This is a genomic window from Pseudoalteromonas sp. SD03 (assembly GCF_040937955.1).
GTDB classification, from domain to species: Bacteria; Pseudomonadota; Gammaproteobacteria; order Enterobacterales; family Alteromonadaceae; genus Pseudoalteromonas; species Pseudoalteromonas tetraodonis.
This window is the reverse complement of record NZ_CP162514.1, coordinates 1,089,466-1,102,626: the sequence shown is the minus strand read 5'-3', so window position 1 is coordinate 1,102,626 and position 13,161 is coordinate 1,089,466. Positions and strand designations below refer to the sequence as shown.

Below are 13,161 nucleotides of genomic sequence, written 5' to 3'. Positions count from 1 at the left end.
ACATATTGGCTTTAGCCTAGTATAAAAAAGAGGTGCGTATGATCAGTGTAGATAAAGTAATTGCGACTAACTTACCACAGTTAACTAACTCATTTAAAATAAAAAAACTGGTAAAAAAGAGCCTTAGCTACTTATTACATGAACAAGAGTTTACAAACTTTGCAACAACTTATCCCCATCTTCAAGGAATAGAATTTGTCGAGCAAGTACTTGATGAACTTGATTTTGACACTCGATACAAAGCAAAACAAATAGAAAATATTCCCAGTGAAGGGAAAATTGTCATTATTGCTAATCATCCAATTGGATCCTTAGATGCGCTTGCATTAATTAATGTGTTATCGACGGTGCGTGCCGATTTAAAAGTCGTGGCTAACCGAATGCTAATGACCGTTGATGCAATGCATTCATTATTACTACCCGTTGATAATTTGTCGGGGCAAAGTAAAAAACAAGAGCTTAGTAATATCCACCAGCATTTAAAAAATGAAGGAGCATTACTTATTTTCCCTGCGGGTGAAGTTTCTCGACTTCGACCAACAGGGATCAAAGACTGTAAATGGAACAGCGGGTTTTTACGTATCGCTAAAAAAGCCAATAGCCCAATTTTACCCATACATATAAAAGCCAGAAACAGCCCGCTTTTTTACGGTGCCTCTATGCTATATAAACCGCTTGCCAGTTTATTACTAGTCAAAGAAATGTTTAAACAGCGCCAAAAATCGCTCGAATTTGAAATAGGCGCCTCCATTGCTCCTGAATCTTATTTAATACCCGATTTAAAAGACAAGGAAGTGGTCGAGCTTATACGAAAACAGCTGTACCGTTTAACCACTAAAAAAACACTGCCACTAAAAACTCATGCCCCTATTGCCTCACCAGAGTGTAAAAAAGAATTAAAAAAAGCCATCGAAAGCTGTGAACATTTAGGTAAAACCAGTGATGGCATGGTTATTTATTTATACCAATACCAAGGCAGCTCACCGTTATTTCGTGAACTGGGTCGCTTACGGGAAATTGCCTTTCGTGCAGTAGGTGAAGGCAGTGGCAATCGCCGTGATATAGACAAATACGACATGCATTATCAACACTTAGTCTTATGGGATGCACAATCACTCGAACTAGTTGGCGCTTACAGATTAGCCTGCGCGCAGGATGTAATTGAACAGCACTCTCAACGTGGGCTTTATACCGATAGCTTATTTAATTATACCCAAGAGATGACGCCATACTTCAAGCAAGGCATAGAATTAGGCCGTAGTTTTGTACAACCCAAATACTGGGGCAGAAAAAGCCTCGACTATTTATGGTATGGCATTGGTGCTTTTATTAACCGCTACCCTCAGTATCGTTACTTATTTGGTGCAGTGAGTGTGTCAAACGCACTGCCAGAGCAAGCAAAATCCTTACTGGTACATTATTATCAGCACTATTATGGCTCTGAAAAGTCACTCGCAACGCCTAACAATGCATTTCGTCACACCCGTGAGCAACAGATTCAATGCACTAATTTGTTTATGGGTAACAACATCAAAGAAGACTTTGTAGAACTTAAACACATACTGGCTAATATGGGCACCCATGTACCCACACTATTTAAACAATACACCGAGCTATGTGAGCCAAATGGGGTAACGTTTTTAAGTTTTAGTATTGATCCGCAATTTAATAATTGTATTGATGGATTGGTATTGGTCGACCTTGAGAAAGTAAAACCGAGTAAAGCAAAACGCTATTTGGGAGCGCAAGACACCGCCTCAATAAACTAAGCTTTGCCGTTAAAATATTAACTTAAGCGCCTAAGCTTGGGCGCTTAAACTTAAATACTTAAACTTAGGCAATTTCATATTTATCAAATCCCCTGATTATTAGACTGAGTAAATATATGTACTAATAGTTGGGTGTATATTTTCTCTATTTGTAACAAGTCGCTAATGGGCACATGTTCATTAACTTGATGAATGGTCTGATTTAAAACCCCGCACTCTATCACTTGCGTGTTTTTACTTGCAAAAAACCGCCCATCTGAAGTCCCGCCGCTGGTACTAAGTACCGGATAGCTTCCGGTCACGTTAAATATTGCCTGCTCTAGCTGGGCGAGTAAGCAGCGCTCTGACCGATGGCTTGTATAATAAGGTTCACATGGACGCTCCCATTGCACCGTTAAATATTCGTTTAAATCATTCAGTGCAGTAAGTACCAGCTGTTTCACATCTGTACTTTTATACCCATGGCTGTAGCGAATATTAAACGTAATATTACATTGAGCAGGCACTAAATTATCAAGCACGTTATCAATATTAATACCGGTTACTTGCAAGCTTGTTTTTGAGCTTGGCTCATCTAAAAGCCAATCAATTTGGGTTAATCTATTCACTACTTCAGCGCTGATATGCGCAGCATTGATGGTATTTTCAGGATAGGCCACGTGTCCTGCTTTTCCTTGAATAGTTAAACGCGCTGACAGCGCGCCACGTCGGCCATTTTTTATGGTGTCGCCCACTTGCAAATGACTTGTAGGCTCACCAACAATACAGCCATCAAGTACAACACCTTGTTGTGCTAGGCGTTTCGCAATCAACACTGAGCCATGCTCTGCCTCACCTTCTTCATCAGAGGTGATCAACCAATACAAGGTGCCCTGCTTTTGCTGCGCACTATGTATTAGCGACTGCGTTGCACTGAGCATGGCTGCAATGCCCCCTTTCATATCAGCGGCACCACGCCCATAAATCGCATCATTAATTATTTTTCCATCAAACGGATCAGCTAACCAGCCACCTTGCGCAGCAGGGACCACATCAATATGACCAGAAAATGCCACCACAGGACCTGCTCCAAAAGATATTTTAGCAATTAAATTAGTGACATTATGGGCACTAAACTGCTCAATGCTAAAACCTAAATCAGTTAGCTGATGTGCCAGCCACTCAACACCACCTGCGGAATTAGGCGTAATTGACTTAAAACGGATCAGCGTTTGTAAGTGACTGAGCGTTTTTAACTGTGGAATAGTTAAGTACGGCGCGGGTACTTTTTTGTTGATAGCTTTTGTCATAATAAACACACCTCGTTTTAGCAGTGTATTTATTACAACGACTTTTTATGACCGCATTATGAAATTACAGGCTAACGTGTGCCCTCTTCTATTAATGTTTCTCGTGTCACCTGCACAATGTGTTTATCTTCTTTGGTTAATCTGTTTTTTTTCCATGCGCCACGCATAAACCAAGCGAACGCTATCAGTGCGATGGTTATGTTCGTAATTGCAAACGAATACCATATTCCCTGATCGCCAAGCAAAGTGTGATTAGAAAGAATATAAGCGGCAGGAAACTGCACCACGCATTGTGATAATAACGCGATAATCATGGCATTAAGCATATTCCCAGAGGCACGAAAAGCAGCAACAATACAAAGCTGAACACCAATTCCCCCCCAGCTTAAACACATCACTTGAACAAACTGCGCGCCTTTATTTATTACACTGTTATCTTCGGGAATAAAAAATGCCACCAGCGTATCAGCATACAAGTAAGCAATGCCCCCAACAAAAGAAAGGCCTATTAATCCCCACATACTGGCAAGCTTCGTTATTTGCTCAGCCCGTTTAATATTGCCGGCGCCCATATTTTGCCCCACCAAGGTTGATACCGACATTGATAAACCCATGGCAGGGATCATCACCATTTGCAAAATATTAGAGCCCACGCCATAAGCCGCAATGGTAACGGTTCCAAAGCTTGCCACTAAAAATGACATGATAATCAAGCCAAAAGCACGTGTTGATAATTCAATAGAACCAGGCGCTCCTAAGAAAAAAGCCCGTTTCATATATTGCCAATCGGGATAGAAGCTTTTTAGCTGTAATTGAATGCCATGGCGACCGCGTAAAAATATAATAATGCCCGCCAGCGCCGCTAAACTTTGTGTAACCAAAGTCGCCAGCGCAGCGCCCATAACGCCAAGCCCTTCAAAGCGGCCGTAACCAAAAATAAATAGCGGATCGAGAATAAAATTAAGTAACACGGTGGTGCTAACTATGATTAAAGGTACTTTAGTTTGCCCAATGCCCCGCATTAGCGATTGGAACATGGCGTAAATAAACACAAAAATAACGCCAATAAAGGACACATGCATAAACTTAAGCGCATCACTGTAAACCGCCTGCTCAACGCCTAGCAGTTTTAAAAAGTATGGGGAAAGTACATAACCAAGTAGCCCTAACACTAAGGCGGTAAATGCAACCATTAACACCGTTTGCGCTGCAACATGGTTCACTTTATCTTGCTGACCTGCGCCCATGTATTGCGCCGATAAAATAGCACCGGCCATTGCAAGCCCAGAGCCTATAGCAATGACTAAAAAAGTGATCGGGGTACTAATAGACACTGCAGCGACTTGGGTTGCTCCTAATCGCCCAACCCAAAATGCATCCGTAAGCTGATAAGCCGACTGCAATATATTAATGAGGATAATAGGAATACCTAATTTCAACAGCGCTTTAGCAATGGAGCCTTGAAGAAATAGTTGACCAGAGGGAGTCATGAGGTCGCTTACTTTTATTAAACCGTGAACATAGCCTTAGTTTAACAAAACTAGCTGATTATATTATGAATACTTCGTTTGCGGCTTGTATTTAAGTGATCAGTCAATAATTTTTAAGCACTAATTAAGTAAAAGTTTAATCTAAATCAATAAATAGAGGCTCTTTACTCATCCGCTTTTGAAACTTTGATCTAGAACAGGTTTTTATTTTTAACCTCGAGCAATAATAGCCTCAATCAACAAATAGTCACACAGTAGTTCACGGAGAACAACATGAAAACTAAACTAAGCATTGCAATACTTACTTCTTTACTGGCTCTTTCTCCTGCAGCACACGCTAACTTTAGTGTTAATGTTGGCGCAATTAATGTTAATCCAGATAACGATGGTTCAAAAATCAACGAAGCACCCACTCTAGGCTTAAAAGGCGACTCAGATACTCAGTTAGGTATTACTGTAGATTACGCATTTAACGACCAATGGGTATTAGAGCTTATTGCAGCAACGCCGTTTTCTCATGATGTAGAAGGTACTGGTGGTTTAGCTGGTAATAAAATTGCTGATATTAAACATTTACCACCATCACTGGTTGCACAGTACCACTTTTTAGATAGCAGCTATGCACTTCGTCCGTTTGTAGGTGTGGGAATTAACTATACGACGTTCTTTGACGAACAGCCTTCTGCAGCACTTAAAGCAACGTTAGGAACTAACGATGTAGAAGTAAAACTAGATGATTCATTTGGTTTTGTTGCTCAAGTAGGTGCTAACTACAAGATTGATGAAAAATGGGGCCTACACGCTATGGTATCTATCATGGATATTGATACTGATGCGATTGTTTATGCTAATGGCGCAAAAGCATTAACATCAACCGTGTCACTTGACCCTGTTGTTGCCATGTTTGGTCTTAAATACTCGTTTTAATAACGTTTATGTGTGTGTTAAAAAGGCCGTTAGGCCTTTTTTTTTGCCTGTGTTTAGCGAGGTAAGTTATTTACTTTTTTTTGCTCAAGCATTTCTTTCCAGTGAATTATTTCAGCCGGTAAAATGGGGGCAACCCCGTCAAAGCCTGCAACCTCGAGCATATGCTCAACACTGACCACCCCTTTCTTACTTTTAAACACGCCGCGCACATAAGCAATGGCATGTAAGCCACGCTCTGAATGAAACTTTTGTTCAATGTAAAAGTATTTATGATCCCAGCCAACCAAACGCGTACTAATAGTAAAACGTTGCATTGGCTTAATATCGCGGATGTAGGTAATAGCTGTCGCATTAACAATAGGAAACCAACGACGTTTCATTATTTGCTTAAGCAAACCAACCCGTTCAGTCATCCAGGTACGCGATAAATCCATCATCGCTAAATAGCGTGAATTGGTTAAATGCAAATTAATATCGCAGTCACTTGGTAATGCTTTGTAGTCTATATCAACCGTATCTAACAACGATTGATAGTCACGATTACGTTTAATTTTAAAAAATAACAGCAGTAGTCTAAAATATAAGTTCACAGTAGAGGTCTTACCAGTTGAGTTTTTATCAGTGTATCATAGCGATTGACTCCTTTGGTTGTTTTTAAACCAAGGAATCAATCACTAAATGAGGATATTTGGGTATCTATTTTTAAACTTTAACCGTTTTGCGGTTAATGCCGTAATCACGCAATTTATTAGCCACAGCAGTATGACTTAGTCCCAAGCGTTTAGCTAACTGACGAGAGCTAGGATAGGCAGGATAAAGCTTACGCAGTAAGGTGGCTTCAAAACGCTTAACCGCTTGATCAAGCGAGCCCTCAAAATCAGACTCTAAATAGCCTAAATCATGGGTAAACGTAGGTAACTGTAAATGTTCAACGCGCAGTTCACTGTCTTCTAACAACGATACCGCACGGTAAATCGCGTTTTCTAATTGGCGTACATTGCCAGGCCATGGGTAATCTTGTAAAAACGTTAAACATTCTTCAGATAACTCGGGGACTGTATGACCATTTTGCTGCGCATATTTTTGAATAAAGTGTTCAGCAAGTGGCCCAACATCCGCTTTACGATCTCTAAGCGGCGCAATTTCCAGTGTTAATACATTAATTCGGTAGTATAAATCTTCTCTAAATACGCCCTCTTGAACCATTGCAGGTAAATCTTTTTGCGTGGCAGCAATAATACGCACGTTCACTTTAACTTCGTTTTCGTCGCCAACTTTTCTAAATGTACCGTCTTGTAAAAAACGTAGCAATTTAGTTTGTAGCTGCGTCGACATTTCACCTACTTCATCTAAAAATACCGTTCCACCATCCGCTTGTTCGAGTACACCACGTTTAGGCGCTGCGTTTTCTTCATACCCGGCATAACCGAATAGTTCGGACTCAGCAACATCATCTGGTAACGAGGCACACGATAAAGCAATAAATGGTTTTACTGAGCGGTTAGATGCATAGTGACAAGCTCGTGCTAGCAACTCTTTACCCGTCCCCGTTTCACCCGTAATAAGAATGGGAGCTTCAAGTTGCGCCATTTTTCGCGCTTCGCGAACCACACGGCGCATCGCCGTGCTAAAGTTATGAATAGTCGCGAAGCTTTCTTGGCCATAACGCCTAAAAGCACTCACTTGCTGACCTAAACGGCTTTGCGATTTTATATTAATTACCGCGCCCGCTAACACATCACCTTCGCTGCCTTGAGGGACCGCAATAGGCAGAATATCAGCAATAAAATCTTCACCTGCTACTTCAACACGCGTGGTTTGCCCCAGTACTTCTTTGCCCTCTAACCAACGGGTAAAGTTAAAGCCTTTGAGCAAATTATTAATATTAGCACCGGTGACTTCTTTTTCTGTGAGTTGTAAATCTTTGCAGGCTGCGTCGTTACACAGGCGCACCCACCCTTTAGCATCAATAGATATAACGCCATCAGGAAGTGCTCTTAATAAGGTGTTAAGTTCGTTGTGCTCACGTTCAGACGGTAAAAACGCGGTTGTGCGTACATCATGTACACCATCGATTAAGCGAATAGACGGCATGATTTTTTGAAATTGTTCAAATTCAATCTCAGGAAAACTCACATACATACGACAATTTACTGAGTCGACTTCAATCCCCTTTAAGTCAACATTGTAGCTAACTAAAATATTAAGAATCTCTTGAGCAATACCAACTCGGTCTGCACAGTGAATATCTAAACGCATACACCCTCAGGTAAGGAAAAACTAGTTGGCGTGAATAATACGCTAACTCTGTTTACGAGCATAGTTTATTGTAAAGAAATTTGGACGAAAAAATGTTTTTTTACTAACTAGAGGGCTTTTTCAAGCACTTAACGAATTCAAGCTTGGCTGTTCACTAAAAGTCGGGGTTATTGCAACTCAATTTAGTCAAGCTGGCCTTGTATAAATTATATGCTGCAATGAGCGAATCATTACTGTCCATACGCCAATATTCGCTCATGTTTAATCTAAGTGGTGATTATTAAATTAAAGTAGTAAAGGTTAACTATTATTAAAAATTTAGTAGCTGTAACTACCCGTAAAACAAAGCTTTTATTTATTTTTCAAGCTGTATTTAAACAGTGTTAAAGATAACGTTGGTATGACAATGTTACCTATGATGTTAAAGATATTTTTTGATAAGTTTAGGTGTTTACTGCAGCAAATAGGGGTTCACACACTGGTATTTAACAATTACATAACCGATGTATGATAGCGCGCTCAACGCTTCCCCTCGCACAAAGGTCTATGTATACTTAGGCGCAATTGTAACTAGGATAAGGGTGTGACTCTTACCTAAACGTATAGCTGCGTTTAGCAAACCATTACCTTAGCTGCATAAAAAACACTGATGATCGAGCATTTATTATACTTTTTATGAGTAAAAATTTAGCTAAATAAAAAACCACAAGGTCATCAAAACAATAATGAATTAGGAAGTAAATATGAGTTCAAATTCTGACAGTGGCTGGTTTGGTCACCCTAAAGGACTTTCAACCCTGTTTTTCACAGAAATGTGGGAACGAATGAGTTACTACGGTATGCGAGCGATGCTCGTATTATTTATGACAGCAAGTTTACAACAAGAAGGCCTAGGATTTACCGTTGCTTCTGCTGCTGCAATTTATGGCTTATACACAGGTTCAGTATACTTTTTAGGTTTACCTGGTGGTTGGTTAGCAGATAGATTGTTTGGTGGCCAAAAAGCAGTATGGTATGGCGGTATTATTATTATGTGTGGCCATATTATCTTAGCCGTGCCACATGAATATTCATTTTTCATTGGTTTGATCTTTGTTGCAACAGGTACTGGTTTACTTAAACCTAATATCAGTGCCATGGTTGGTCAGCTTTATACTGACGAAGATGAGCGCCGTGATGGTGGTTTCGCTATTTACTACATGGGTATTAACTTAGGTTCTTTAATTGGTTACTACGTGTGTGGTTACTTTATGGAAAACGTAGGTTGGCACTGGGCATTTGGTGCCGCGGCTGTTGGTATGGGTATTGGTTTAATTCAATACAAGCGCACACTTAAAAACTTACCAGATCACAGCGCATTACCTGCTAACCCATTAAGCCCTAAAGGTACTTCGCGCGCATGGGGCGGTATTGCTGCATTTATTATCGCGACCGCCGGTGTTACCGCTGCTGCGATGACAGGTGCTATTGTCATTAACCCATCGATTGTTGCAGGGTACACCGCAGTTATATTTACTGTTATCTTTTTCGTTTACTTTGGCCTTATATACTTCAAAGGCAAACTAACCGATGCTGAAAAACAAAGAATGTGGGCGCTATTTTTAGTCTGTGTCGCTTCAGCCTGTTTTTGGTCTGGCTTTGAACAAGCTGGTTCTTCATTAAATCTGTTTGCTCGTGACTATACAGACCGTCTGGTTGGCACATTTGAAATTCCAACGACTTGGTTCCAATCTCTAAATTCATTGTTCATTATTGCGCTATCGCCATTCTTTGCCGCTTTTTGGATTAATTTATCTAAAAAAATGGTCTCGCCTACTTACAGCGTAAAATGTGCGTTGGGCCTCGTTATTATGGCTTCAGGCTTTTTAGTAATGTTTATGGCAGCACACTATGCCGCTGAAGGCTTAAAAGTAGCACCTTATTGGCTTGTTACTACGTATTTCTTACACACAGTGGGTGAGCTTTGTTTAAGCCCAGTTGCATTGAGCGCTGTAAGTAAATTATCGCCTCGCCGCTTTACTGGTCAAATGATGGGGGTATTCGTACTTACATACTCTATCGGTAACGTTATTTCAGGATTACTTGCTGGTAACTTTGATCCTAACAATGTTGAAGAAATCCCGAACCTTTACCTACAAATTGCCTTATTTAGTATCGGTGTAGGTATCATCTTAGTACTGATGAGTTTTAAAGCTAAAATATGGGAAAAACAAGGTTTAGAACAAACCGCACCAACACAATAATTTAGATTTATCACACGCATAATTATGAGCTTTGATAAATGATATCAAATACCTCCTGTAGTTAACTGCAGGGGGTATTTTTATGGCCGCTTGATTAAACCCCACAATTTTTACATTCAGCCGTTTATTATTTATCCCTCATCACTGTGCATAAACGAGTTTATAGCAGCAAACCATCAATACTCTTTGATTTTATATATATCGCAGCTAACCAAACTCATTAAAAGTGTAAAGAATAAAATACAAAAACCGCACTTTTTTAAGCGCAAAAAAACTAAAAACACATATAAATAAATTAAATTAAACTATTAACAATCAATAATTTAACAAGAAAGCCTGCACTTTCATCTCACTACCTAATTTTTACTTTCACCTGCTCGTATGTAAATAAACAACATACTTTGATAACCGTCTCGTAAAATTTACACACGCGCTATTTACTAAATAACAACACCCTCTTCCCCAAAACACCAATCTGGTTAATCATGCAGGCAATACGATAACTAATAATCGCAGTGCTTAATTGCGGGAGTAATTATAATGAGTGAAGTAAATAACCCTTTAGGTTTGGTTGGTATTGAATTTACCGAGTACGCAACACCCGATGCCGATTACATGGATAAAGTGTTTACCGATTTTGGTTTTTCAAAGTTAAAAAAATTTAAAGGTAAAGACATTGTTTATTACAACCAAAACGATATTCATTTTTTACTAAATAATGAACGCGATGGTTTTTCAGCTGAATTTGCTAAAAATCATGGCCCAGCAATTTGTTCTATGGGTTGGCGCGTAGAGAACGCTCAAGCGGCGTTTGAAGCAGCGGTTGAGCGTGGCGCTAAGCCTGCTACTGATGCGGCAAATAAAGACTTACCGTACCCTGCCATTTACGGCATTGGCGACAGCTTAATATACTTTATTGAACAGTTTGGCGATAAAGGCTCTATCTACGCAAACGACTTTGAAGATTTAGCTGAGCAAAACGTCGTTAATGATAAAGGGTTCTTACGTATCGACCACTTAACTAACAACGTTTATAAAGGCACAATGGAAACATGGGCTAACTTTTATAAAGACGTGTTTGGTTTTACCGAAGTGCGCTACTTTGATATTAAAGGCCAAAAAACAGCCTTACTCTCTTATGCATTAAAATCACCTTGTGGCACTTTCTCTATTCCAATCAATGAAGGTAAAGGTAACGACAATAACCAAATTGATGAATACCTAGGCGAATACAATGGCCCAGGTGTACAGCATTTAGCCTTTTTAACTGATGACTTAGTGAGCTCACTTGATAAGTTAGATAAATCAACTATCGCCACTTTAGATATTATCCCTGAGTACTACGATACTATTTTTGACCGTGTACCATGGGTTAAAGAAGACAAAGAAAAGATTCGTGAGCATCAAATCCTGGTTGATAGCCAAAGCGAAGATTGCTACTTATTGCAAATTTTCTCTAAAAACTTATTTGGCCCTATCTTCATTGAGATGATTCAACGTGTTGACGATGGTGGCTTTGGTGAAGGTAACTTCCAAGCGCTGTTCGAATCAATCGAGCGAGATCAAGAACGCCGCGGCGTTTTATAATTAAAATTATGACTCTAAAAAGCAGCGTATTTCGCTGCTTTTTGTCGTTTAATCGTAACTAAGAGAGCTTATCTCTCTTTGCGTGTTTAAATCGCGCTTTTCATCACCATATAACTAGTAGATATTTAAAATTTGCTGGTGCTATGTTCTTATCTAATAAATTGATATGCGCGACCAACTAAACCAAAGGAAATGTAATGAGTTTAATTAACGAAACCCATGATATAAATTTAACTAGCTGGGTTGCATCAGCGAATGATGCACAATGTGACTTCCCTATCCAAAATCTACCTTTTGCCGAAGTACGTCGCAAAAATAGCAACGAAGCTTTCCGAGGCGCGGTTGCCATTGGCGATCAGGTTATTGATTTAGCAAAAGTAAATGAACTCGCTATTTTTAGTGGCGATGCTCAAGTCGCCATTGCTGCAGCAAGTAAACCTACACTAAATGAGTTTATGGGTCTGGGTGAGCAATATTGGTCAGCCCTACGTTTAGCATTATCGAAAGCATTACGTGAAGGTTCTGAGCATCAAGAACAACTTACACACGCACTTATTGCGCAAAGCGAGATTGAATTTGCTCTGCCGTGTCGCATTGGCGATTACACCGACTTTTACACCTCGATTTATCATGCTACGGCCGTAGGTAGTTTATTCCGCCCTGATAACCCACTGCTACCGAATTACAAGTGGGTACCGATTGGTTATCACGGTCGTTCGTCATCTATTGGCGTATCTGGTCAGCAGTTCCATCGCCCTAAAGGACAAACTAAAGCGCCAGACGCAGAAGTACCTTCATTTGGTCCGTGTAAGCGTCTTGATTACGAGCTTGAACTGGGTATTTACTTGGGTAAGGGTAATGAGCTGGGTGATGCTATTGCCATTGAAAATGCTGAAAAACATGTGTTTGGCTTTTGTGTTTTCAACGATTGGTCAGCACGTGATTTACAAGCATGGGAATACCAACCGCTTGGTCCATTTTTAGCAAAAAACTTTGCATCAACCGTGTCACCATGGATTGTAACTACCGAAGCACTTGCACCATTTAGAACAAGCTGGACGCGTGATGAAAATGATCCGCAACCATTGGAATATTTAGAATCAACGGCTAACCGTGATCAAGGCGCATTTGATATTCAAATGGATGTTAAAATTCAAACACAAAAAATGCGTGATGAAGGCTACAATCCAACACAAGTGTCTAAATCTAGCTTTAAGCATTCTTACTGGACTGTGGCACAAATGGTGACTCACCATACGGTAAACGGTTGTAACTTTATGCCAGGCGACATGCTGGGCTCTGGAACGCAATCAGGCCCAACTCATGAAGAAGCCGGTTCATTACTTGAGCTTTCTCGTGGTGGTAAAGAAAAAATTACCTTAAGCAACGGCGAACAGCGTAGCTTCTTAGAAGACGGCGACAACGTGATAATGCGTGGCTGGTGTGAAAAAGAAGGTTTTGCACGTATTGGCTTCGGCTGCGTGGAGAGTACGGTATTGCCAGCAAAATAATTGTAAAATCAATAAACTAGTAAAAAAGGGTGGCCGAATAAGCCGCCCTTTTTTATTAATTAAGCCATAGTTACAATTTTTTTCTG

At 40.1% G+C, this 13,161-nt stretch carries 9 protein-coding genes; 5 read left to right on the top strand and 4 right to left on the bottom strand.

Going from position 1 to position 13,161, the window contains the following annotated elements; translation table 11 throughout:
- Nucleotides 1-38: 38 nt before the first annotated feature.
- Nucleotides 39-1,769: a lysophospholipid acyltransferase family protein gene (locus ABZP26_RS05110; protein WP_024602838.1), complete on the top strand. Its 1,731-nt coding sequence runs from the start codon at nucleotides 39-41 to the stop codon at nucleotides 1,767-1,769.
- Between the two features lie 83 nt (nucleotides 1,770-1,852).
- Here the strand turns inward: ABZP26_RS05110 and dapE are convergent, their stop codons facing one another.
- Nucleotides 1,853-3,058, bottom strand: coding sequence for a succinyl-diaminopimelate desuccinylase (gene dapE, locus ABZP26_RS05105; RefSeq protein WP_368485431.1), 1,206 nt, complete (start codon nucleotides 3,056-3,058; stop codon nucleotides 1,853-1,855).
- Between the two features lie 71 nt (nucleotides 3,059-3,129).
- Nucleotides 3,130-4,548, bottom strand: a complete 1,419-nt coding sequence (locus ABZP26_RS05100) for an MATE family efflux transporter (protein WP_368485430.1) — start codon at nucleotides 4,546-4,548, stop codon at nucleotides 3,130-3,132.
- A 273-nt stretch (nucleotides 4,549-4,821) separates the two neighbouring features.
- On the opposite strand from ABZP26_RS05100, the gene ABZP26_RS05095 reads away from it, so the two are divergent.
- On the top strand, nucleotides 4,822-5,475 hold the full coding sequence (locus tag ABZP26_RS05095; protein WP_368485429.1) for an OmpW family protein: 654 nt from the start codon (nucleotides 4,822-4,824) through the stop codon (nucleotides 5,473-5,475).
- 53 nt (nucleotides 5,476-5,528) lie between these two features.
- Here the strand turns inward: ABZP26_RS05095 and ABZP26_RS05090 are convergent, their stop codons facing one another.
- Both ABZP26_RS05090 and tyrR read right to left on the bottom strand, forming a co-directional pair.
- Nucleotides 5,529-6,065: a thioesterase family protein gene (locus ABZP26_RS05090; protein WP_016899430.1), complete on the bottom strand. Its 537-nt coding sequence runs from the start codon at nucleotides 6,063-6,065 to the stop codon at nucleotides 5,529-5,531.
- 112 nt (nucleotides 6,066-6,177) lie between these two features.
- Complete coding sequence (tyrR, locus tag ABZP26_RS05085) at nucleotides 6,178-7,734, bottom strand: transcriptional regulator TyrR (RefSeq protein ID WP_013464456.1); 1,557 nt, start codon at nucleotides 7,732-7,734, stop codon at nucleotides 6,178-6,180.
- Nucleotides 7,735-8,477: 743 nt separating this feature from the next.
- Between tyrR and ABZP26_RS05080 the strand changes: the two genes are divergently transcribed.
- The 3 genes from ABZP26_RS05080 (at nucleotide 8,478) to fahA (ending at nucleotide 13,075) form a co-directional block, all read left to right on the top strand.
- Nucleotides 8,478-9,977 (top strand): peptide MFS transporter, encoded by a 1,500-nt coding sequence (locus tag ABZP26_RS05080; protein ID WP_036956839.1) that lies wholly within the window; start codon nucleotides 8,478-8,480, stop codon nucleotides 9,975-9,977.
- Nucleotides 9,978-10,517: 540 nt separating this feature from the next.
- On the top strand, nucleotides 10,518-11,564 hold the full coding sequence (gene hppD, locus ABZP26_RS05075) for a 4-hydroxyphenylpyruvate dioxygenase (RefSeq protein ID WP_016899429.1): 1,047 nt from the start codon (nucleotides 10,518-10,520) through the stop codon (nucleotides 11,562-11,564).
- Between the two features lie 197 nt (nucleotides 11,565-11,761).
- Nucleotides 11,762-13,075 (top strand): fumarylacetoacetase, encoded by a 1,314-nt coding sequence (gene fahA, locus ABZP26_RS05070; RefSeq protein ID WP_028835398.1) that lies wholly within the window; start codon nucleotides 11,762-11,764, stop codon nucleotides 13,073-13,075.
- Nucleotides 13,076-13,161: the final 86 nt, after the last annotated feature.

Bases quoted from the DNA above. Each gene is read 5' to 3' on its own strand.
- ABZP26_RS05110 (WP_024602838.1), top strand. From the start codon at position 39: ATGATCAGTGTAGATAAAGTAATTGCGACTAACTTACCACAGTTAACT.
- dapE (WP_368485431.1), bottom strand. From the start codon at position 3,058: ATGACAAAAGCTATCAACAAAAAAGTACCCGCGCCGTACTTAACTATT.
- ABZP26_RS05100 (WP_368485430.1), bottom strand. From the start codon at position 4,548: ATGACTCCCTCTGGTCAACTATTTCTTCAAGGCTCCATTGCTAAAGCG.
- ABZP26_RS05095 (WP_368485429.1), top strand. From the start codon at position 4,822: ATGAAAACTAAACTAAGCATTGCAATACTTACTTCTTTACTGGCTCTT.
- tyrR (WP_013464456.1), bottom strand. From the start codon at position 7,734: ATGCGTTTAGATATTCACTGTGCAGACCGAGTTGGTATTGCTCAAGAG.
- ABZP26_RS05080 (WP_036956839.1), top strand. From the start codon at position 8,478: ATGAGTTCAAATTCTGACAGTGGCTGGTTTGGTCACCCTAAAGGACTT.
- hppD (WP_016899429.1), top strand. From the start codon at position 10,518: ATGAGTGAAGTAAATAACCCTTTAGGTTTGGTTGGTATTGAATTTACC.
- fahA (WP_028835398.1), top strand. From the start codon at position 11,762: ATGAGTTTAATTAACGAAACCCATGATATAAATTTAACTAGCTGGGTT.